The 22898-nt window shown below is 58.4% G+C and carries 19 protein-coding genes; 13 read left to right on the top strand and 6 right to left on the bottom strand.

Annotated features, from left to right (window positions below; genetic code table 11):
* Window positions 1–46 precede the first annotated feature (46 nt).
* Both VOI35_RS02880 and VOI35_RS02875 read right to left on the bottom strand, forming a co-directional pair.
* On the bottom strand, window positions 47–1690 hold the full coding sequence (locus tag VOI35_RS02880) for a methyl-accepting chemotaxis protein (RefSeq protein WP_407276397.1): 1644 nt from the start codon (window positions 1688–1690) through the stop codon (window positions 47–49).
* 201 nt (window positions 1691–1891) lie between these two features.
* Entirely contained in the window at window positions 1892–2590 is a 699-nt protein-coding gene (locus VOI35_RS02875) for a c-type cytochrome (protein ID WP_407276396.1), read from the bottom strand.
* A gap of 122 nt (window positions 2591–2712) precedes the next feature.
* On the opposite strand from VOI35_RS02875, the gene VOI35_RS02870 reads away from it, so the two are divergent.
* Both VOI35_RS02870 and VOI35_RS02865 read left to right on the top strand, forming a co-directional pair.
* Window positions 2713–3255, top strand: coding sequence for a gamma carbonic anhydrase family protein (locus tag VOI35_RS02870; RefSeq protein ID WP_407276395.1), 543 nt, complete (start codon window positions 2713–2715; stop codon window positions 3253–3255).
* A gap of 3 nt (window positions 3256–3258) precedes the next feature.
* Window positions 3259–3966: a metal-dependent transcriptional regulator gene (locus VOI35_RS02865; RefSeq protein WP_407276394.1), complete on the top strand. Its 708-nt coding sequence runs from the start codon at window positions 3259–3261 to the stop codon at window positions 3964–3966.
* 9 nt (window positions 3967–3975) lie between these two features.
* Here the strand turns inward: VOI35_RS02865 and uvrD are convergent, their stop codons facing one another.
* A complete protein-coding gene (uvrD, locus tag VOI35_RS02860; RefSeq protein ID WP_407276393.1) occupies window positions 3976–6159 on the bottom strand; it encodes a DNA helicase II in 2184 nt (727 codons plus the stop codon).
* Window positions 6160–6601: 442 nt separating this feature from the next.
* On the opposite strand from uvrD, the gene VOI35_RS02855 reads away from it, so the two are divergent.
* The 6 genes from VOI35_RS02855 to VOI35_RS02830 all read left to right on the top strand — a co-directional run bounded on the left by VOI35_RS02855 (window position 6602) and on the right by VOI35_RS02830 (window position 11103).
* Complete coding sequence (locus VOI35_RS02855) at window positions 6602–7006, top strand: YybH family protein (RefSeq protein WP_407276392.1); 405 nt, start codon at window positions 6602–6604, stop codon at window positions 7004–7006.
* 96 nt (window positions 7007–7102) lie between these two features.
* Window positions 7103–7705 (top strand): hypothetical protein, encoded by a 603-nt coding sequence (locus VOI35_RS02850; RefSeq protein ID WP_407276391.1) that lies wholly within the window; start codon window positions 7103–7105, stop codon window positions 7703–7705.
* A gap of 92 nt (window positions 7706–7797) precedes the next feature.
* The gene (locus VOI35_RS02845) at window positions 7798–8694 is read left to right on the top strand and encodes an HNH endonuclease (RefSeq protein ID WP_407276390.1); all 897 of its coding nucleotides are present in this window, start codon (window positions 7798–7800) and stop codon (window positions 8692–8694) included.
* 95 nt (window positions 8695–8789) lie between these two features.
* Window positions 8790–9260, top strand: a complete 471-nt coding sequence (locus tag VOI35_RS02840) for a VOC family protein (protein WP_407276389.1) — start codon at window positions 8790–8792, stop codon at window positions 9258–9260.
* Window positions 9261–9439: 179 nt separating this feature from the next.
* Window positions 9440–10258 (top strand): PIN domain-containing protein, encoded by an 819-nt coding sequence (locus tag VOI35_RS02835; RefSeq protein WP_407276388.1) that lies wholly within the window; start codon window positions 9440–9442, stop codon window positions 10256–10258.
* A 95-nt stretch (window positions 10259–10353) separates the two neighbouring features.
* Window positions 10354–11103: an endonuclease NucS domain-containing protein gene (locus VOI35_RS02830; RefSeq protein WP_407276387.1), complete on the top strand. Its 750-nt coding sequence runs from the start codon at window positions 10354–10356 to the stop codon at window positions 11101–11103.
* 209 nt (window positions 11104–11312) lie between these two features.
* On the opposite strand, the gene ccoN is transcribed toward VOI35_RS02830, so the two are convergent.
* Entirely contained in the window at window positions 11313–12773 is a 1461-nt protein-coding gene (gene ccoN / locus VOI35_RS02825; protein WP_407276386.1) for a cytochrome-c oxidase, cbb3-type subunit I, read from the bottom strand.
* A 388-nt stretch (window positions 12774–13161) separates the two neighbouring features.
* On the bottom strand, window positions 13162–15624 hold the full coding sequence (locus VOI35_RS02820; RefSeq protein WP_407276385.1) for a plasma-membrane proton-efflux P-type ATPase: 2463 nt from the start codon (window positions 15622–15624) through the stop codon (window positions 13162–13164).
* A 424-nt stretch (window positions 15625–16048) separates the two neighbouring features.
* Between VOI35_RS02820 and VOI35_RS02815 the strand changes: the two genes are divergently transcribed.
* Genes VOI35_RS02815 through VOI35_RS02800 form a run of 4 tightly spaced genes read left to right on the top strand, consistent with a single transcriptional unit; the run spans window position 16049 to window position 21093 of the window.
* Window positions 16049–17095 (top strand): efflux RND transporter periplasmic adaptor subunit, encoded by a 1047-nt coding sequence (locus tag VOI35_RS02815; RefSeq protein WP_407276384.1) that lies wholly within the window; start codon window positions 16049–16051, stop codon window positions 17093–17095.
* A complete protein-coding gene (locus VOI35_RS02810; protein WP_407276383.1) occupies window positions 17092–18831 on the top strand; it encodes an ATP-binding cassette domain-containing protein in 1740 nt (579 codons plus the stop codon). The genes VOI35_RS02815 and VOI35_RS02810 overlap by 4 nt, the downstream gene beginning before the upstream one ends.
* Window positions 18828–19949, top strand: coding sequence for an ABC transporter permease (locus VOI35_RS02805; protein WP_407276382.1), 1122 nt, complete (start codon window positions 18828–18830; stop codon window positions 19947–19949). Before VOI35_RS02810 ends, VOI35_RS02805 begins: the two co-directional genes overlap by 4 nt.
* Window positions 19950–19980: 31 nt before the next feature.
* Window positions 19981–21093: an ABC transporter permease gene (locus VOI35_RS02800; protein WP_407276381.1), complete on the top strand. Its 1113-nt coding sequence runs from the start codon at window positions 19981–19983 to the stop codon at window positions 21091–21093.
* Between the two features lie 4 nt (window positions 21094–21097).
* On the opposite strand, the gene VOI35_RS02795 is transcribed toward VOI35_RS02800, so the two are convergent.
* The gene (locus tag VOI35_RS02795) at window positions 21098–21922 is read right to left on the bottom strand and encodes a BPSS1780 family membrane protein (protein ID WP_407276380.1); all 825 of its coding nucleotides are present in this window, start codon (window positions 21920–21922) and stop codon (window positions 21098–21100) included.
* A gap of 108 nt (window positions 21923–22030) precedes the next feature.
* On the opposite strand from VOI35_RS02795, the gene VOI35_RS02790 reads away from it, so the two are divergent.
* Window positions 22031–22807, top strand: coding sequence for an HAD family hydrolase (locus VOI35_RS02790; protein WP_407276379.1), 777 nt, complete (start codon window positions 22031–22033; stop codon window positions 22805–22807).
* Window positions 22808–22898 lie beyond the last annotated feature (91 nt).

The following is a 22898-nucleotide window of genomic DNA, read 5'->3' as shown; positions in this document are numbered from 1 at the left end:
ACGGCTCAAAGTCTAGCATAACTCGCCCATGGCTCGCGTGGGCGGCTTACAGCCGGAACTGATTGATTTTTGCCTGCAAACCCTCGGCCAACCGGGCGAGTTCCTCTGAGGCGATCCGGGTTTGGCCCGCACCCTCGGCGGATTGCTCGCTGATCGAGGAGATTTTCTGCACATTGCGGTTCATTTCCTCGGTCACGGCGCTCTGTTCTTCGGCTGCGCTGGCGATCTGGAAGTTCAGATCATTGATGGTTTGCACCGAACGAGTAATGTCGCCCAGCGAGCGCTCGGTTTCCGACATCGCCTCGATGCTGGCCGACACCTGATGCTTGCCTTGCTGCATCGCGCCCACGGCGGCCTCGGCACCGTGTTGCAGGCGCTCGATCATTTGCCGGATTTCTTCGGTCGAACCCTGCGTGCGCGAGGCCAGCGAACGCACCTCCTCGGCCACCACCGCAAATCCGCGACCATGTTCACCGGCGCGCGCCGCCTCGATCGCGGCATTGAGCGCGAGCAGGTTGGTTTGCTCGGCAATCGCGCGGATCACATCCAGCACCTTGCCAATCTCGCGGGATTCCCCCTCCAGGGCGGTAATCGCCTGAGCGACTTCCTCGACATTACTCGCCAACTGGTTGATCGTCGCCACCGAACGATGCACGATCTGTTGCCCGGATTCCGCCGACGCATTGGCATCGCCCGCAGCCCGCGAGGCATCGGCGGCATTGCGCGCGATGTCGTGCACGGTGGCGCTCATTTCATTCATCGCCGCCGCTACCATCTCGATTTCCTGCTGCTGCTGGCGCACGCCCTGATCGGTCTGGCTGGACACCGCTGAGGTTTCCTCCGCCGCGGAAGCAAGCTGCACCGAGGCACTGCCGATCGATTTGAGCGTGCCGCGCAGCGATTCCCGCGCTTTATCGAGATTCGCCACGATCACCGCGATTTCATCCCGCGTCTCGACGGAGGCCGGCTGATCAAACACGCCCTGGGCAAAGCGTTTCGCCAGCGTATCCGCCGTATTCAGCCCCTTGGCCACCTCGCGAATCACCCAGACCGCGATAAAGAAAATCACCGCAATCGTCACCACCAGCAGCAACAGGTAAATCCAGTTATCCCGCTCGACCTGGGCGCGACTGGTATTGTTTTCTGTGGCGAGGTTCTCTTTCAAGGCATCCTGATAGGCCGTGGCCGCGTCGGAAAATACCCGCATGTCGCCCACCATGTTCTTCACGAGCTGCGTGCGGGCACCGTCGAAATCCCCGGCCTGCAGCGCCGCCACGATCGGCGGCACATCGCGGGTTATCAGGGTTTTTTCCGCCGCCAGCAGCGCCTCCTTGGCCTGATTGGTCGCTGCCGAGCGATGTTGGACGGCACTCAACCGCTGGTTGGATTCCACCAGCGATTTGAGATCGGCATCAATCTGATTGAAGTGTTGATCGATACCGTGATCCAGATGCAACTGGGCGGCCGCCCCCTTGGGATCATGCTGCAGGGCGAACTGCAGCTGAATCATGATCCGGTTTATGTTTCGCACCGAATGCGCCGAATCGATCAACGGCAATACCCGAAGTTCGTAATTGCGATCCGCCCGATCCTGCGCCGCATTTTCGTGGTACAGGCCGTAAAATCCCAAAAAGAGCATCATCACGATCGACAGCGCCGAGAGCAGGATCAACTTGGCTTTGATGGTCATTGCAGTGTCCTTCGAAAAAACAAACAGGCAGAATCCAACGACTCCGTGGGCGGTTTATCGACCGCGCGGCGGCAAACTTAAGGGATACCCTGGAAAAACTCAACGCTGCCCGGCAGAAACCTGCAAAAAATAAAACCCGGCCGAAGCCGGGTGATTCAATCACTGCCTGAACGGATTCAGCGGATCAAGCGAATTGCCGTCTTATTCCGACTTGGAGCGGAAAGAATCATGGCATTTTTTGCAGCTACCGGCCGTTTCTTTGAATTTGGGGCCAATTTGCGCCATATCGCCGGTTTTTGCTGCGGCCACGAGATCAGCCGATGCTTTCTGGAAAGCCGCGACATCATCTTTAAATTTGGCCGGCTCGCTCCACACGGCATCTTTCGCGTTGGTATCGCCTGCCAGAGAATCCGAGCCTTTCGGGAAACCATCCAGCGTGAGCAGGCTCATGGTGTGGACGGTTGAGGCCATTTTTTCGAATTGCGCCTTATCGAACGGCATTTCCTTTTTGACCATGGCGGCCATCATTTTGAAGTTGTACCCGGTCACTTCCATCATCGACTTACGGTATTTGATCGCATCGGACATGGCATCCGCATTCGCCAGACTCCCCATCGCCACCGTCGCGCCAAGCACCAAACCCAAGGCCATCTTGATTGAACGCATCTCGTTTTCTCCTTCTCCCCAGCAGGGAATATTTCCAGATAACAGCAACCCAACATACCGCTGCGCAGCAAGCAGCAGCCCTTCAAAATATAGTGAATTGCTCGGGAATGCAAAAGAAGCCAGGCTATCTATCCCGAAAAACGCCCAGCCAATTCGTGGATGCGGAGGATTTTTCCAGCGTCGTCGTTTGATGGGCGGGAGACACTGCCCCTGTATCTGCTCGATTCCCTGCACCCGGAACGATACTGGTACACTGAAAGCACCCGATGGCGATGGTTGTCCTCACCGCCTAGGGCATGACCGCGGGCTCTCCGTTGCCCCGACGCCCTGTCCATTACATTATTTGAGTCCACTGCATGATTCGCAGCTTTGCTGATGCTTCACCCACCCTCGGGGCGGATGTCTGGATCGACCCAATGGCGCTGGTCATTGGTGATGTCACCCTGCACGAGGGCGTCTCGGTCTGGCCGGGTGCCGTGCTGCGCGGGGATGTCAACCGCATCGAAATCGGCGCCGATACGAATTTGCAGGATGGCGTGATCGTGCACGTCAACCAGATCAGTCCACGGCGTCCCGCCGGCACGGCCTGCCGGGTCGGGCGCGCGGTCACGGTGGGGCATCGTGCCACCTTGCACGCCTGCACCATCGGGAATGAGGTGCTGGTCGGCATCGGCGCGATCGTGCTCGATGAGGTCGTGGTGGAAGATCAGGTGCTGATCGGCGCGGGCAGTGTGGTCGCCCCCGGCAAGGTACTGGAATCCGGCTTTTTGTATCTCGGCACCCCCGCCCGCAAAGTGCGCCCGCTCACCGAAGAAGAGCGCGCGTATTTTGCCGAATCGGCGGCCTTCTACCGCAAGCTCGCCGCCACTCACCACCAGCACAGCCAAGCGATTGACTAAGCCATGAATGCGCTCAAAACCAGCCCCGCGCACGAAGATTATCTCAAGGCGTTGTTCAAGCTCGCTGAACTCACGCCCGATGCGCCCGTCAGCACCTCGGCGGTGGCGGAACGGCTGAATATCGCGCAGGCATCGGCCACGGCGATGCTGAAAAAGCTGGGGCAAGAAGGACTGGTGCACTACGAGCGTTATCAGGGCGCCCGGCTGACGCCCGCGGGCGCGGCCATTGCCGTGGATATGATCCGACGGCACCGGATCATCGAAACCTTCCTGGTGCGCGATCTCGCCGTGCCGCTGGAAGAGGTCGATGCCGAAGCCGAGGTGCTGGAGCATGCGTTTTCCAGCGCATTGATCGACCGGCTGTGGCGGCATTTGGGCTGCCCGGAATTCGATCCCCACGGCGCACCGATTCCTGCCCCGGATGAGGCACCGATCGAGCGGCGGGATTTGGTCGCGCTAACCGCCTTGGCGTTGGGCGAGCGCGCCTGCATCGTGCGGCTTGCTGCGCAAAACGCCGGGCAACTCAAACTGTTGAGCAAACTCGGGCTGGTGCCCGGTCAGTCCGTGACCCGCGCGGCGGATTCGCTAGCGGGCAGCGATGTGCTGCTCATGACCGACAACCGCCCCATGCTGCCCGTCAGCATGAGCCTTGCCGAAACGATTTGGGTCGTACGAACCGGCGGCAGCGGGCAGTCAGCCAACGCCCAGTGAGGCACGGCCTCAATCCAGAGCCGTCAAGCGCGCGAAGCTTAAAATCAGCCACTTACTGCCTTCCGCGCCAAAATTCACGAGCACCCGAGTATTCGCGCCGCTGCCTTCGTGGTCGATGAGCGTACCTTCGCCGAATTTGGCATGCCGCACCCGCTGGCCGATGCGCCAGCCGCCCTCGGCCTCCGCGGGTCGAGTCGGCAACCCGGCCGGCGCCCGCCAACTCGCCGACGCCTTGGGTCGAACCTCCGACACCAGATTCGCCGGTAATTCGCCCAAAAACCGCGAGGGCACCGAGAATAACTGACGGCCATGCAGGCGGCGGGATTCGGCGCTGCTCAGCGTGAGCTGCACCCGCGCGCGGGTCATGCCGACATAGCAAAGCCGCCGTTCTTCTTCCAGCCGCCCCGGTTCATCCAGAGCCATTTGATGCGGGAATAAACCTTCTTCCATGCCGACCAAAAAGACCTGAGCAAACTCCAAGCCCTTGGCCGCATGCAAGGTCATCAGTTGCACACAGTCCTCCCAAGGCTCGGCCTCGGCATCGCCCGCATCGAGGCTCGTTTGGCTCAAAAACGCGCCAAGCTCGTCCATGCCATCGGCGGCAGCCGGGTCGAATACGAAGCTGCGCGCAGCGGTAATCAGCTCATCGAGGTTTTCCAGCCGGGTTTCGCCCCGCTCGCGGTCTCGGTCATTCTGATGCAAGGCACGCAAGCCGCTGCGGTCGATCAACTGCTCGACCTGCTCGGCCAGCTTGCTGCCACGCAGTTCCGTAGCGCTGGTGTCGATCAAATCCAGAAACCCCGCCAAGGCCGCCGCCGCACGGGGCGGCAGCGCACGAACCTGCACCATCTGCCGCGCCGCACGCCAGAGCGAAACCCCCAGCGTCCGCGCGGTCTCCCGCAGTTGTTGCAGGGATTTCTCCCCCAAGCCACGCGCCGGGGTGTTGATGACCCGCTCAAAGGCGGCATCATCATCGCGGTTATGGAGCAATCGCAAATAGGCCAGCGCATCGCGGATTTCCGCCCGATCGAAAAAGCGCAACCCCCCATACACCCGATACGGTAAACCGGCAGCGATCAGCGCCTCTTCCAGCACCCGCGACTGGGCATTGGCTCGATAGAGCACCGCACATTCCCGCCGATCCAGCCCATCGGCCACCGCATGGGCAATCTGCTGCACCACGAAATGCGCCTCGTCCTGCTCGTTAAAAGCGAGGTAATAGCGCACGGGCGCACCGCGATCACCCGCAGTCCAGAGATTTTTCCCCATCCGCCCCTGATTGCGCGCGATGACCGCGTTGGCCGCATCGAGAATATGCCCGGTGGAACGATAGTTCTGCTCCAGCCGAACGAGGTGAGTCTGCGGAAAATCCCGTGAAAAATGCTGAATATGCTCGATCTTCGCCCCGCGCCAGCCGTAAATCGACTGATCGTCATCCCCGACTGCAAAAATCCCGTTATCCGCCCCGATGAGCAGCCGCGTCCAAGCGTATTGCAGATCGTTCGTATCCTGAAATTCATCGATCAACACCTGCCGGAACCGGCGCTGATAGTGCTGGCGCAGGGCATCGTGATCGCGCAGCAGTTCGGTCGCGCGCAACAACAGTTCAGTGAAATCCACCAGCCCGCCGCGCTGGCATAACGCTTCATACGACTGGTAGATTTCGCGCACCACATCATCCTGCCCGTCCCGGCGCGGCTCGACATGCGCCGCGCGCAAGCCCTGCTCCTTCCAATGATTGATCAACCCAGCCACCATCTTCGGCGGCCAGCGGGTGTCATCCAATCCTGCCTCACGCAATAACCGCTTGATTAACCGAAGCTGATCCTCACTATCGAGAATCTGGAACTCAGGCGGCAACTTCGCTTCCTGATGATGCAGGCGTAGCAAGCGGTTGGACAAACCATGAAAAGTCCCCACCCACAACGAGCGCAAGCCGCGCCCCAAAGCCTCAGCCGGCAACAGATCAGCCAACCGCGCACGCATCTCACCCGCCGCCTTGTTGGTAAAAGTCACCGCGAGCAATTCCTGCGGCGAAAAACCCTGCTCCGCGCACAACCAGGCCATGCGATGGGTCAACACCCGGGTTTTGCCGGAACCGGCGCCCGCCAGCACCAGCGTTGCCGGTGCCACATTGGTGACCGCCTCACGCTGCGCCTCATTGAGCGGGGAAAGAATGGGATCGTCTTGCATCCGCGCATTGTACGCGAACAACCCAGAGGCGGACGCCTCGAAGGAAATCGCCAACACACGGCCGTTACGGACTCACACCAATTTCACGCGAAGCTGACGAAGTCCTCGTTCATTGGATTTTCCAAGCTGCCCCTTCATCGCCCGCATCCCCATAATCCTTGGGCTACCGCTTGCCATAAAACGCCGTGCCCACTACTGCGACTATTGCGCTTCCCTGCCGATGCTGTAATGCTTCACCCTAATCTTGGCTCGCACTTAGTCGAGCAGTTTAGGCGAATGACCCGCAGGTGTGTTTGGATTCGACACGAATCCCCAATCAAGGAATGATGCTATAAATATCAATCAATTAGGAATAATAGACCATGTTATACACCTTTCATCATTCTGAATATACACCGATTTCGGTGTCTACTTAACGTTGGGCGTCACCAGCGAGGTCAGCATGTTGAGCGACGAAGAGCAAATCCGCACGCTTGTCCAAACGTGGCAGTCTGCAACCCACGCGGGCGACGTCGACACCGTGCTGGGCCTCATGACAGACGATGTCGTCTTTCTCGTACCTGGTCGGCCGCCCATGCGAAAGGCAGAGTTCGCAGCGCTATCCCGGGTACCGGCTGGCAGCCCTCGCCCAAAGTTCGAGGGCGTCTCGGAGATCCAGGAAATTCATGTCTCGGGGGACATGGCTTACTTATGGACCAGACTCTCCGTCAGTGTCACGCCACCAGGGGCGAGCCAGCCGATCGAGCGCGCGGGGCACACGCTCACAGTCCTGCGGCGCGTCGGTGGTAGGTGGCTGCTGGCGCGAGATGCAAACCTCCTATCGCCAGTCCAGCGTCCGAGCACGTGACGCCCAACCCTTCGTTGCACCCGACTCGCTACAGCGGGCTTCGCCCGCTTCCGCGAGCGGGTGAACTCAAACGTTAGGCCTATAAAGACACATACCATGTCCACTGACGACAACGAGTTTGACAATCTCCTCAAAAGAAAACTCTATCGAGACCTGCTATTTCGATCGGTCATCTGGATCGGTGTCGCTTCTGCGACTGGGTACTTAGCTGTTTTTTATCAAGGCATTAAGCCCTTGGATTACTTTGAAAGAGTATCGAAAACCCTAGCCCCCCTTGCTAATACAGTCGGTACGTTTAGTTTGTTGCTTTGCGTCATCGCAATGATGCTGAAAGACTTGGAAGCAACCCTCACAAAACCGACACTAGTAGCTGCAACACGAGGGTATCTTGGTGGCGTTGTGCGTAGACTGGCTGGAGATCTGTCTCTCTGGACACTTGGGGCGCTGATGACGTTGCTTGCCACATTCCTTATGGCATTGTTAAACGTAACTATGGCATCCAATGAATACGCTTCTGTTGGTAGCCTAGGTTTTCTATTGGTTGTCATCACTATTCTCACAGCAATGGCAAACGTATATGTCCGTAGAGCTGGGCCGACACCAATAGTCGGCAGTATCAGAAACCCTATATTAATCACATTGGTATACGTGGCCGCGCTTGCAATTTTGACTGGCAGCCTATTTTATGGCGTGGCCTAACTTTGCGGTCAACAGGGACTGGCTAACAGCGGGCTTTGCCCGCTGCCAGCCAGCCCGTTACCTTCGACGTTGGGCATCATAAGGAGCCATCTGTGCCAGTCTCTCAAGCAGTCAGGCGTTCCGTCTGGCTCCGTGATGCAGGTTGCTGTGCAATCTGCCGCGAACGCGTATACCTTAACGCACTTGACCCAACGCCAGCTCAATTTCGAGGAGAGGTCGCCCACATCGTTGCCGAGCAATTGAATGGTCCGCGCGGCAATTCTCCGCTTACGGGTGAGGAGAGAAATCAGGAGAACAATCTTCTACTTCTTTGTTTCGACCACCACGACGAGATCGACACAAACGTACCGCTGTACCCAGTTGATCGTCTTCAATCCATCAGAGTCGAGCATGGTGCTTGGGTCGCTGATCGCCTACGTCTTGAAACCCCTTGGCAAACAAAGCTCCATAACTTCTACTATCTCAATATCCCGCGGCTTCAGGTCCTATCGGCGATATCTGGCGCGTCTCTGAACCTATCGCAATACGGCGAGTTCGTAGCACTGCACGAACTTGGGTGGGAACTCGGAGGGCTGATGGCGGGTTACAAACGCCTTTTGGAGCATATCGAGCTTAAGTCCATTCCGATGGCTAACGCCCTGTCTCGCGGGTCGGATGCTCGTGGATGGATCGTATCGTTTGACGCCCGATTCCGCACGAAGAATATCGACATGCCGCAGAGCACGGAAGGATATAGAACCGCTGTGCGCGGCGATCTGCGGACGGACCCACACATCTACGTCAAACTTAATGCGACCAAAGTTTCGATGGTGATCGACCCCAGATGGATCACTACGACAACGGCGTTCGTCCAATTTCGGCCTTCAAGTGGGCAGAATCAATTTGCCGGGCTTGGGATCGTAAACGCAGTTGATGGGCAATCCATGAGTGTTACACCCTTGGTCATCGGCCTACCGTCGAATCCTTTCATAGAGGCGTTCTACGGATGATGCCCAACCCATCATTCCACCGGACCTGCGCGAAAAGCCGCGCAGGCCGGTGAATTCAGACGTTAGGCGACAACCTGAAACAAGAAGACACACAGATGAATAAAGTGACACCTTTCCTGATGTTCAATGATCAACTCGAAGCCGCAATGGCGTTCTATACCGCTACGTTCCCAGACTCTGAGATCAAAAATGTTGCCCATGCTGGCAAGGACGGCCCTATCCAGTCTGCTGAATTCATCATCGGTGGTCAGCGCTTCATGGGGTATAACAGTAACGACGGGGGCTCTTACTTCAAATTCTCCCAGGGCTTCTCGCTGTTTGTTGACTGCAAGGATCAGGGAGAGGTTGACGAATACTGGAACAAGTTCGTCAGTGCCGGCGCAACACCATCGCAGTGTGGCTGGATCACCGATCAGTTCGGCATCACTTGGCAGATCGTACCGAGGCGTTTCATGAAACTTATAGCCGACAAAAACCCGCGCAAGGTACAGGCTGTAATGGAGGCTATGATGACCATGGTGAAGCTCGACGTGGCGGCACTGGAGAAAGCCTATGATGTTGCATAGCAGACAATCTGCGGGCAACTGGCGACCGATAAGCACCACCATACCCGCATGCTGCCCCACTCGAAGCGCTGTTTTGCACGCCAACGTATTGGCTGTATCGCCTAACAACGGCATGCAGCGGACGGCGCTGCGCGCCACCGCTGATGCCGAGCGTTATGTTTCCTTGAGGCTCGCTTATCGTGGCTAAAGATGTTTTGGATACTCTGCTTTTTGTAGATACCAACGTTCTGTTGGATTTCTACAGAATTCGTAAAACTGATATTAGCCTCAAATATCTGGAGCAGCTTGAAGCCTGCCAAGACCGATTGATTCTTGGTTCTCAGGTTGAAATGGAGTACAAGAAAAACAGGCAGCGAGCCATCGTCGAGTCGTTAACAAATTTTGGCGCTCCGGATTGGAGCAAGCTTACTGGTCCTGCGCTTGTCGCCGATTTACAGGCGATGAAGATGATTGAGAAGAAAAAGAAAGAAATTGTCACGCAAAAGAACAAAGTCAATGAAAAGATCCAAAATATTTTGAGCGATCCAATTCACCATGACCCTGTCTATCAGTGCTTGCAGAGAATTTTTAAGCACAATTCCAGCTATAACCTATCTCGTACCAAGAAAGAGCGGTTCACGATACGAAATCTCGCACGTAAACGATTTGTTCTCGGTTATCCGCCTAGGAAGCAAGGAGATACTTCGATCGGCGATGCTGTAAACTGGGAATGGATCGTTCAATGCTCTATCAATAGTAGCAAGCATATAGTCATCGTTACTCGTGATACCGACTACGGAGCTATATATGAAGGTAAATCTTACTTAAATGACTGGCTCAAGCAGGAGTTCGCCGAACGAGTAAGTAAGAAAAGGAAGATCATTCTTACCGACAAGCTTTCCCAAGGACTTAAGATTGTGCATGCCGCAGTAACAAAAGAGATGGAAGCGGAAGAAGATCGATTGCTTGCAGAATTATTGGGAGACTTTGAGGATCTGACAGTTAATGAAGAAACATAACAACCACTTCGAGTCCGACGGCTTACCCTTCCGCTGCGCTCCAGGGCAAGCCGCGGCTCAAGTGGAGCGTTAGGCGTCATACACAGGAGCACTTGTTGGCCACCCTCAATGAAAAGCCGGTCCGCCTGCTCATGCAAGACATGATCGGCTCGATGGGCCTCGTTCCCGGACAAGCATTCACCCGAGAACAAGCGGTGCAGTGGTTTGAAGAACACTACCCGAGTGTCAAACAAGGGACGGTTACCGCCCACCTAATCCGCTTGTCTACGAACGCACCGTCGCGCCTACAGTACAGCGCGAAAGCGGACGGGTCCGATGATCGCTTCTTCAAGCTGAATAGCTCGCAGTTTCGACTCTATGAGCCTGGAGTGGATCCAGCACCAATCTCCTCGGCCACACCTGTCGATGAGGAACCGCCCGAAGCCAAGGTTGAGTCATCAGATGAGTTCGCATACGAGCACGACCTGCGAGACTATCTTGCTCGGAATCTTCACATTATCGAACCCTCTCTCAAACTGTACTCCGAAGAAGGAATAACCGGAGTCGAGTTTCCCGTCGGAGGTCGGTTCATTGACATCTTGGCAATAGACGGGAGCGGTGGCTACGTCGTTATCGAGCTTAAGGTCTCAAAGGGCTACGACCGAGTCGTCGGCCAGCTCCTGCGATACATGGGCTGGATCAAGAAGAATCAGGCGGAATCAAACCAGGCCGTCCGAGGCGTAATCATTGCGAAGGAGATTAGTACCGACTTGGTACTCGCGTGCTCGGGGCTAAGTGCAGTCTCATTATTCGAGTATTCGCTGTCGGTATCGGTAAAGCGCGTCGATAGCGGCGATGACGCCTAACCCCTCGCTCAAGCTGACCCGCTGCGGCAGCTTAGCTCGAACGTTGGGCCACAACAGGAGGACTGGAATGACACCAGGACTCACAATGCGGGTAATCCCCCCGAAAAACAGCGGTGCTTGAAAGTAGAATTTTCTCGTAATGCGCATAAAAAAACCCGCACAAGGCGGGTTTTTGCCTGAACCCCGTCTTCACGGGGAAACTCAATCCATCAAGCGTGCTGGGAAGTCACCCGCAGCGGGATGCGTTGCTCGCGCGCCACTTCTTCTGTCCGCTCGGCGGTAATAGTTTTGTACAGGTTGTAAATCATCAGCACGAAACCGCTGAAGAAGAACACGCCGCCAATCATCCGCACCACATACGGAATGTGCAGGAAGGCCACGGTTTCGACGAAGGTGTACGCCAGGTTGCCGTATTGATCGAAGGCGCGCAGCATCAAGCCTTGGCCGATCCCCGCCACCCACATCGCAACGATGTAGAGCACAATGCCGATCGTCGCCAGCCAGAAATGGGCGAACACGAGTTTGGTCGAATAAAGCCGAGTTCCCCAGAGCCGAGGCACCATGTGGTAGAACGAGCCGAAGGTGATCATCGCCACCCAGCCCAGTGCGCCGGAATGCACATGGCCGATCGTCCAATCCGTGTAGTGCGACAGCGCATTGACCGAACGCAAGGCCAGCAGTGGGCCCTCGAAGGTCGCCATGCCGTAGAACGCCAGCGCGGTGACGAGGAACAGAATCACCGGATCGGTGCGCAATTTATCCCAGGCGCCGGAGAGCGTCATGATGCCGTTGATCATCCCACCCCAAGACGGTAACAGCAGCAGCACGGAGAAAGTCACCGAAAGCGAGTTGACCCACTCGGGCAGCGCCGTCCATTCGAGATGGTGCCCGCCGACCCACATATAGAGGAACGAGAGCGCCCAGAAATGGACGATCGACAGCCGGTACGAATACACGGGCCGACCAGCCTGTTTCGGTACGAAGTAGTACATCATGCCGAGGAAGCCCACGGTCAACACGAAGCCGACGAGGTTGTGGCCGTACCACCATTGCGTCATGGCATCCTGCACCCCGCTGAAAATCGAGTAGGACTGCCACACGCTGTACGGCACCTGAATGTTGTTGAACAAGTGCAGGATGGCGGTCGCGAGAATGAACGCCATATAAAACCAGTTCGCCACATAGATGTGTGGTTGCGAGCGGCGGCGCAGCGTCATGGCATAAATGATCGCATAGAGAATCAACCCGATCTCCATCACGATATTCACCAGCAGCGGATACTCGGCGTATTCCCGCGACTGGCTATGCCCGGCCAGAATGGCCCAAGCGCCGACTGCGACCACGGATTGCCACGCCCAGAACAGCGTGGTCAGCAGAAATTTACCGCCCCATAGCCGGGTCTGGCAGGTGCGTTGCACAATGTAAAACGAAGTCGCGATCAGCGCGTTGCCGCCAAAGCCCCAGATCACCGAGTTGGTATGAATCGGGCGTAATCGCCCAAAGGTAATTTCGGGAATCCCGAGATTCAGCGCGGGCCAGGCCAGCTCACTGGCAATATAAATGCCGGCCAACATCCCCACCACGGCCCACACAATCGAGGCAATCGTGAACATCTTGATGATGTCGTAATCGTAGGACGCACCGCCGGGCATGGTCGATGAATGGTTCATCACATACCTCCCAAAACCAAAAAAAGAACGCTGCCGATCCCGGCAACTCCCCGCAAACATCAAACGGCTGCGCGTCAATCAGCGCGTGATTGATCGGCAGAGACTTGGCTTTCCTGATGCGAGCCCCCCGAATCGGGCTAGCGGTACTTTTAATGGGTTTTGCGGGAACCTCGATGGGTTAGAGCCGTCTCATTCGGACGATTCTGCGGACCGCAAAGATTGGTCGGCATCAGTTTTGTCTTGTTTATAGAAAGCATGGCGAACAATCAGAGTTTAATTATATTCCGCCCGATCTGGCGTCACGCTCAATCATTCTGATTGGTGAATAAGCATGCTTGATGCCCGATGAGTTCCGCTCGAGCCCGAGCGGGTGCCCAAGTTAGGCGGTTCAGGCCGAACCGCTCAGGCCGAACCTCGGGAAAATGAATTCCTTGGCCCAGCCGAGCATAAAAGCAAAGGCAATGGACAAGAGGATGACAGCCATCACCAGGCTCAGCGGCAAGGCGGCCATGAACACGCCCCAGGTCGCCAGCAGACTCACCACCAACACATCGCCCAGTGTCGCCATGACCAGCAAGCGGCTGGGCTTCACGCGCCAAAGCGCCCCATCACTGCGCAGGGCGTACACGCTGGCCTGATTGGTAAACACCAGAATCAGGAACAGGAAAGTCTGCAACTGTTCTGGGCTCAGCGGCATATTCAGGCGCACCCCCGTGTAGAGCGAGAATGAAAACAACAATGAAATAGCGCCAAATAGACTGGCGGCAGCCATGAGTCGGCGCACAGACCAATGCTGCGGCATTTTGGCCGGTTCGACGCGATCACTGGCGATGGTCATCGTGATGAAATCGTTGGTAAACATGAGCAGAACGATCAGCGCTGGGCTGATGACGAAATCGTGGGTGATGATCACGCCGAGGGTTAGAAAGACGACGATTTCGATCACTTTGACGATTTTGTTTAAGGTGTAAGTCAGCATGCGGCGATGAACCTGGCGCCCGATTCGCACGACATCGAGCACCCCCGCCAAGCCCGGCTGCACCAGGACAACGCCCGCTGCCGCCTTGGCCACATCCGTCGCACTCGATACGGCTACGCCCAGCTCCGCCTGACGCAGGGCGGGGGCGTCATTTACGCCATCACCCGTCATCCCGATGATTTCATTCTGTTTCTGCAATGCCGTCACGAGATGGAATTTGTCCTCGGGCAGCACGCGCGCAAAGCCATCACAGGCGTTGATCTGGGACGCGGCACGCGGCACGGCCTTGCCCTCTGCGGCGCCGTCCGCCGATGCCGACGGATTGGATAAGCCCACGATAGCCTCGCGATCACAAATGCGTTCGCCCAACCCCAGCGTGCGGGAAATCGCGCGCGCGGTATCAACCGCATCGCCCGTCGCCATCCGCACACGCACCCCGAGCTGCCGCAACGCCTCGATCAGCGAGGCGGCGTCCTTCCGGGGCGGATCGGCGAGCGCCGCCAAGCCGAGGAATATCATGCCCGAGCCCGTGTCGGCGGCGACCGCCAGCACCCGCGCGCCCGTCGCCGCCAGCGCTGCTTCCGTGGTGGTCAACCAATCGGACGGCGGCGGCGCACCCACCGCCGCCATGACATTCGAAGCCCCTTTGACGAAGCGCAGTGGGCTGCCCTCCGGTGTGCGATACCGGCCTTCGGATCGGCGCGTCGCCGGATCAAACGGCGAAAATTCGACGCGCTGCGCCGAGAGATTACCGAACTGCTGGGCGAGGGTTTGCGCGGCGGAGTCCTCATGAAACGCCGCCAAAAAGGCGAGGTCGATGGGGTCTTGGGTTGCGTCGTCGCTGGCCATCGCCGCAGCCAGCAGCACCTGGGCTGCATCAACGCCCGGGGCTGGCATCAATTGACTCAGACTCAGACTGTTCTGCGTGAGCGTGCCGGTTTTATCGGAAACCAGTGTCGTCATCGCGGCGGCATCCTCGACCGCCGCCAGCCGGGTGACCAACACGCCCTGCTTTGAAAGTTCCTGCGCCGCCAAGGCCGTCGCCAGGGCATAGGTAGCCGGCAAGGCGACGGGCACAGAAGCCACCAGCAAGATCAAGACAAAGGACAGCGTATCGAGCAGCGGCATCCCCGTCGCCAGGGCGTAGACGAACACAATCAGGGACAGGAATGAATCAAAAACCACCAGATAACGCACGATGCGCAAGATGATCTGCTGCATGTGACTCGGCGCGGCGGCGGCTTGCACCAGTTCCGCCGTGCGACCGAAGGCTGTTTTCAAACCCGTCGCAATCACCTCGCCCGTTGCTTCGCCTTGCCGCACGGTGCAACTGGCATAACCGGTTTCTCCCACCTTGAGCGTCACTGGGAGAGACTCGCCCGTCAGGCTGGACTGATCGACGGCAATTTGCCCATCGAGCACGCGAAAATCGGCGGGGGTCAAATCGCCCGCGCGCACATGCACCCAATCGCCGGGCACGACTTCCGCCGCCGGAATCGTTCGCCACGCGCCATCGCGCAGCACGCGCGCGTTGATTTGCAACTGCTGACGCAACAGCGCCAGCGCCGTCTGCGCGCGTTGCTCATTCAGGAAAGCCAGCGTTGCATTGAACACAAGCAGCAGGGCAATAATGACCGCCTCCGTCCAGTGATGCAGCACCAGTTCAAGCACCACCACCCCTTCCAGCATCCAGGGCACCGGCGACCAAAACTTTTGCAGATAGGCTTTGATCGGACGGATGGTCTGCTCGGGAATCGCATTGCGCCCAAAGCGCTGCAGGCGTTCTTGCGCCTCGGCGGAACTAAGCCCCGCCTCCTGTGCCATACGCACCGGCGATACGGGGAGATCGGGTGAATCGTTGGATGGGCTCATGGGATTCCCTCTCGATGATGGTGTTTGGGCAGGCACGGCTCGGCCGACGCCAGTTGACCTTAGCCCGGTTGACAGAACTCCTCCGTCTGAGCGTCAACCGGGCTTAACGATACCCTAGGGAAGCGCTGATTAAATCCGCGCTTCCCGCTTGGGGCAGGATGCCCCAACACGATCAACGACATAAGTCGTTGATTCGTGAAGACCGTCGCGGACATGTGCCGCGACGAGGCTTGCTGAATAAATCCATGGATGGATTTATATCAGTGCTTCCCTAGACAACCCAATTCATCGAAATACTGCACAAAAACCTTAAAAAATATGCGAGATTAAGCATCGCCTGAACCATGCGGCCCGTCGAACGAGTCGAATCCGAATCGCGACCCACCGCTCGCCCCAAACGCGTCAAGACCCAAGAGTGCTGTGTATGTTCAAGTTCGTCCTTCCGTTATTGCTTCTCCTGATCGCTGGCAGCGGTGTTGCCTGGTATGTCGAGCAGGAGAACAACTCGAATAGCGCCACGGCTACGCGCGCGTTCTACGGCAACATGGATCTTCGCCAGGTGGATCTGGCATTTAACGACGCCGGTCGAATCTCAGACATCTTCGTGCAGACCGGCGATCCGGTGCGGGCTGGGCAACCGATCGCCAAGCTGGATACGCGACGCTTCGATGCCGCCCTGGCCGCTGCCCAGGCTCAACTGGCTGCCAATCAGGCGATCTACGAAAAATTAGTTCACGGCAGTCGGCCGGAAGATATTGAACGATTGCGCGCCGTCGTCGCTGCCGATCAGGCCAATCTGCAATTGCGAGAACGCACCGAAGCGCGGCTCACGACGCTGACACAGCAAAAACTGGCTTCGCCACAAGACCTCGACACGGCGCGCGCGCAGCGAGCCGCCGCCGCCGCGCAACTCAAGGCCGACCAAGCCCAATTGCAACTCGCCGTGATTGGTAACCGACCGGAAGATATTGCCGCCGCCAAGGCCAGCGTCGAGGCAGCCACCGCCGCCGTCCACAGCGCACAGATCGCCCGTGACGATACGGTATTGACCGCGCCCAGCGCGGGGATCATCAGCAATCGACTCTTGGAGCCGGGGGATATGGCCTCCCCCGCCCAGCCGGTTATCAGCCTGGCGCTGACCAATCCGCGTTGGGCGCGCATTTATCTGGCGGAATCCGACCTCGGCTGGATTCATGAAGGCATGCCGGCCACGATCCACAGCGATAGCTTTCCGGATCGGTCGTTTGCGGGCTGGGTTGGGTATATCTCGCCCACCGCAGAATTCACCCCAAAAGCGGTTGAAAGTCCGAGCGTGCGCACCGCGCTGGTGTATCAGGCCCGCGTGTATGTCTGTGATCCCGCCGATCAGCCACTCCGACTCGGCATGCCCGTAACGGTAAAAATCGCGCGCGATGCGCGACCCGTGGCACGCGGTGCCGATCCCTGTGCGCCGGAGCCCGCCGCGCCATGATTTCTGAGGGGGCGGCCGCCGTACTGCAGGCCCACGGGGTGACTAAAACCTTCCGCGGCATGAACCGGCCAGCCTTGCAGGACTTTTCCCTACAGGTCGAAGCCGGCAGCGTGACCGGGTTGATTGGCCCCGATGCCGCCGGTAAAACCACCTTCTTACGGCTCTGCTGTGGTCTGCTTCACCTCGATCAAGGGGAAATTCGCGTCCTCGACTGGCAGATTGGGCAAGCCAACGATCAAATTCAGGCGCATATCGGTTACATGCCCCAACATTTCGGCCTGTACGAGGATCTGACGGTCGCGGAAAACCTGACGCTCTACGCCGATTTACATCAAGTGCCCGCCGCACAGCGCCCCGCGCGTTTCGAACAATTACTTCACATGACCCAACTGGGGCGATTCACCCAGCGGCTGGCCGGTCATCTCTCGGGGGGCATGAAGCAAAAGCTCGGGCTGGCCTGCACCCTGGTGAAGCCACCGCGCCTCTTGCTGCTCGACGAACCGACGGTGGGCGTTGATCCCATCTCACGGCGGGAGCTGTGGGATATCGTCTATCAACTGGTCGAGACCGAGGGCATGAGCGTGTTACTGACTACCGCCTACCTGGATGAGGCAGAACGCTGCCACCAGGTTGTCATGCTGCACGAAGGGAAAGTGCTGGGCAGCGGCGCACCGGCGGCGTTCGCCGCCCCACTGAATGGCCGAGTGTATGGCATTCGCAGTTCCCCGACGGAACGCCGCCCGCTGCAAAGCCAGTTGCAACAGCGCCCCGAGGTGCTTGACGCAACGATCGATCGCGACCATATCCGCGTCCTGCTGGCACCGAATGCTCGCCCGCCCGCCACCGAGAACCCAGGCTGGATACCCTTGGCTGCGCGTTTTGAAGATGCCTTCATGGATCGTTTACTCGGGCAAAATCCCCCCGCTGATCGGTCGCCGTCCCAGCCAGATTCGCCCAGAGCGATGACCCGACCGACCGACGCGGTGATTCAGGTGCAGGAACTCACCCGACGTTTTGGCGCGTTCACCGCCGTGGATCATCTGAATTTTTCCGTCCAATCCGGCGAGATTTTCGGTTTACTCGGCGCCAACGGTGCCGGAAAATCCACCACCTTCCGCATGCTCTGTGGCTTACTGCCGGCCAGTTCGGGGCATTTATCCGTCGCTGGGCACGATTTACGCACCGCCGCCGCGCAGGCGCGCGCCCGCATTGGCTATATGTCGCAAAAATTCGCGCTGTATGACATGTTGAGTGTCGAACAGAATCTAAGATTTTTTGGGCGTGCCTATGGCCTCAGGCGACGCCCGCTGCAACAACGCATCGACTGGGCGCTCGACGAATTCTCGCTCGCCGAACGACGCAAACAAAACGCGGGGCTGTTGCCACTGGGGTTCAAACAACGGCTGGCCATGGCGGCGGCGCTGCTCCATGAGCCGGATATTCTGTTTCTCGACGAACCCACATCGGGGGTCGATCCCCTCGAACGCCGCGCCTTTTGGCAGCGCATCCAGTCTCTCGCCGCCGCCGGCGTCACGATCCTCATCACCACCCATTTCATGGATGAGGCCGAGTATTGCGATCGCTTGCTGATCCTGAATCAAGGGAAGATCCTCATCGAAGGCAGCCCCGCCGAAGTGCGAAGCACGGTGCGCTCCACCGCCCTGCCCGATCCGAGTCTGGAAGATGCGTTCATTGCCCTGACGCAACCCGCTGTCACCGCAGGACATGCCGCATGAATCAGCGCCTCATCGGCTTGATCCGCAAAGAAACCAAGCAAATCCTGCGGGATCCATCCAGCTTGGCCATTGCCTTTTTGCTGCCGGTCATCTTGCTGCTGCTGTTCGGTTATGGCGTCTCGCTCAATGCGCGCCACATTCCGATTGCCCTAGTAGCGGATGCGCCCGATGCACACAGCGCCGCCTTGTTCTCCCACTTCGATCATTCTGAATCCTTCACACCACAGATCGCGCCGAATCTCGCCGTGGCCGAACAATGGCTGCTCGATCGTCGCGTGGATGCGATTGTGCATCTACCCAGCGATTTCAGTCGTCGCTTAGTGGCCGCTTCGGGCGAAGCGCCGGCACCCGTCCAACTGATCGTCAATGGCGTCGATGCGAACCAGGCTCGGCTGATCGAAGCCTATGTACAAGCCACCTGGAGCCTTTGGCTCAACGCAACGCTCGCCGAGCAGGGACGAACACTGAATCCGCCGATCACCCTGATCCCGCGTATCTGGTTCAACCCGGAACTGCGTAGCCGCGATTATCTGGTGCCGGGTTTGATTGCCGTGATCATGACCCTGATCGGCGCACTGCTGACCGCGCTGGTCATGGCGCGCGAGTGGGAGCGCGGCACCCTGGAGGCGATGATGGTCACACCGATGCAAATCAACGAACTCATCCTCGGCAAACTGCTCCCGTATTTCGTATTGGGCATGGGCGGCATGGCATTGTCCGTTGCCATGGCTCGCTGGCTGTTTGCCGTCCCCTTTCTCGGCAGTTGGTGGTTACTCGTGCTCAGCTCCGCCGTGTTTTTACTGGCCGCCCTCGGGATGGGGCTGCTGATTTCCGTCACCGCGCGCAATCAATTCATTGCCAGCCTGATTTCGATCATTGTGACCTTCTTGCCCGCCTTCATGCTCTCCGGCTTTATTTTCGACATCGGCAGCATGCCGTCCTGGCTCCAGGCACTCACCCATCTCGTTGCCGCCCGCTACTTCGTCACCCTGCTCCACACGCTATTCCTGGCCGGCGACATCCCCAGCATCATCTGGCCGAATCTCTTGGCACTCGCCGCGCTCGCACTGGTGTTTTTAGCCGCCAGCCGGCGAAAAATCCGTAAATCTCTCGACTAATCGAGGGATCGAACTCATTGGAGCGCAGAAGATGACACTGCAACGCATCTGGGCCTTGGCGATCAAAGAGTTTCAAGCACTGTTGCGGGATAAAAAATCCCGCTTCGTCATTATCGTTCCGCCGGTGATTCAACTGCTCGTGTTCAGTTTCGCGGCCAGCTTCGACCTGAATCACATTCAGCTCGCGGTGTACGATGAAGATCAAGGCGGCGCAGCGAGCCGGCTTGTCGCACGCTTTGCGGGGTCCGGACACTTCAGCCTGACCGCCCCAATCCACAGTGAAACGGAACTGCGCCAGCGGATCGAAACCGGACAAGCGCTGATGGTGCTCCATCTACCCGCCGACTTTTCGCGGCGTTTACACTCAGGCGACGGCGCGCCGGTGCAGTTGATTCTCGATGGCCGCAACTCCAATACCGCCGCCATCGCCTTGAGCTATGCCAATCAAATCGTCGATCAATTCAATACCGAATGGGCACAACAGCATCAGCGGACGGGGGCGCCTTCGGTGCTGGTCAGCCGAGCCTGGTTCAACCCCAATCTGATCAGTCGGTGGTTCATTATTCCGGGCGTGGTCGGTTTGCTGATGCTGGTCGTTGTCATGGTGGTTACGGCCTTGTCCGTCGCGCGGGAACGCGAGCAGGGTACCTTTGACCAACTGCTGGTAACCCCGCTGCATCCGGCAGAAATCTTGCTCGGCAAAGCCCTGCCGGGCATCCTGATTGGCCTGCTCGAAGCCAGTGTGATTGTATTGATCGCCGTACAGTTTTTTCAGGTGCCGCTGCTCGGCAGCCTGTTGACCCTGTACAGCGGCATCGCCCTGTTTCTCTTGAGCGCGACCGGCGTGGGGCTGATGATCTCCGCCCTGGCCGCCACCCTGCAGCAGGCGGTTCTGGGCGTCTTCCTGTTTCTGGTGCCCGCTATCATCCTCTCCGGCTTTGCCACCCCCATCGCCAATATGCCACCCATCGTCCAGGATCTCACCCTGCTGAATCCCTTGCGCTATTTCATGGTCATTTTGCGCGGCGTCTTTCTCGAAGGCAGCAGTTTCCAGGAACTGCAAAATCAATTCTGGCCGCTGGCGCTCATCGGCAGCAGCACTCTGGTAATCGCGGGCTGGCTGTTCCGCCATCGCATGGCGTAAGCCCTCACATTACCGTTGAAACCCGCTGCGGCGGCGATGAGTGGCCGGGCGCCGTCGGCTGATCCGGCCAGATGGCTTCGAACGCGACGAACAGGCTGGCAAACAGCAAGGGCATGAGCAGAATCAGGCTGAGCATCATCGTCAGCGGCACGGTGATGAACAGCAGCGCCCAAATCAGGGCATACCACAGGAACGGGAGCCAATTGGCAGACACTGCCGCAAAGCTGGCCTTGAGGGCATCCCCCAGAGAAAACCCACGCAGCACGATCAGTGGAACGGCAAAGAAAGTCGCCATGGAATACACCACCGCGACCACCATCACCACCAGCCACAGCAGCATCGCTTTTCCCGAGAGCAGATAGGGCATTAAAAACTCCAGCCGCGCCGTGTCCGAAGCCGTGGGATCGGTCAGCACGGCATGGTCGATGCCAGCCAGTTGCCAAACCACGAAGCCCGCCATCAGCAGGAGCAACGACAGAGAGAACACCACGGACAGCGCCCCCAGCAGCAACAGCGGCTTGCGCAGCGCCGGGCGGGAAAACGCGCTGAACATCAGATCAAAACCGATCGGCTGTTCACCCGCCAGCGGTTCGATGGCACGGCGCGCGCGGATCTCCTGGATCCGGGCGAGTACCAGATACACGCCACCCGCCAGAAACGGCGTGAGAAACGGCGTGATCATCGAGCCCACCATCGGCAGCATGCTGACCACGAACAACAGCACATACATCAACAGCACAACCCCGATCGATAGCCCGAGACGCTCGCGCATCAAGCGCCAACCGTTGGCGATCCAGTGCCAGCCCTGTCCTACCGCGTGTTTTTGCATAACCTCACCCTGTTGATTCGCGCTGCGCCACACAAAAGCCGTGGCACAAATTTCCCGCCTAGGATAGCCTAAGCGGCCGTTTTCCCGAGCAACACCCTCAGTTTAATCATGATCAAAGCACTCATTTTCGATGTCGATGGCACCCTGGCCGAAACCGAGCGCGATGGCCACCGCGTCGCATTCAACCGGGCGTTCGCAGAGGCCGGCCTGAAATGGGTTTGGGATGTGCCGTTATATGGCGAATTGCTGGCGATCACCGGCGGCAAAGAACGCATCCGGCATTTCATCGATACCCACCAGCCCGCCTTTCCACCGCAGGCCGATGAAGCGGCGTTTATCGCCGGTCTGCACAAGGCCAAAACCGCCCACTATCTGAAACTCTTGGCCGAAGGCGGCATCCCGCTGCGTCCGGGCGTCCGGCGGCTGCTGGGCGAAGCCCGCACCCGGGGCGTGCGGCTCGCCATCGCCACCACCACCACACCAGAAAATGTGACCGGCCTGCTCGAAGCCACACTGGGCGCCGAGGCCATCGGCTGGTTTGAAGTGATTGGCGCGGGCGATATCGTGCCAAAGAAAAAGCCCGCCGGAGACATCTACACCTGGGTGCTTGAACAAATGCGCCTCGAACCCAGCGAGTGCCTTGCGTTCGAAGATTCCGCCAATGGCGTACGCGCTGCGGTCGAAGCGGGTATCCCGGTACTGGTGACGGATAATTCCTACACCGCCCACGATGATTTCACGGGAGCCCTCGCGGTGTTGAGCGATTTAGGCGACCCGAGCCAACCAGTCACCGTACAGCGCGGGCCAATACCGGCCAGCGGATTTGTCGATTGCGCTTACCTGCAACAACTGCATGCCCTGGCGCAAGGCAACCCGACAGGCTGAGCAGCGCAATCACGGACGGGGTAAAAACGCGGCAAATCCCCCACTGACGCGCTGCGTTTTTCAGGCTACACTGCAACGGTTGTTTTCATCT

The organism is Halothiobacillus sp. DCM-1, from assembly GCF_045689735.1.
In the GTDB taxonomy this organism is placed as follows: Bacteria; Pseudomonadota; Gammaproteobacteria; order Halothiobacillales; family Halothiobacillaceae; genus Halothiobacillus.
This window is presented reverse-complemented; position numbering and strand designations above follow the sequence as displayed.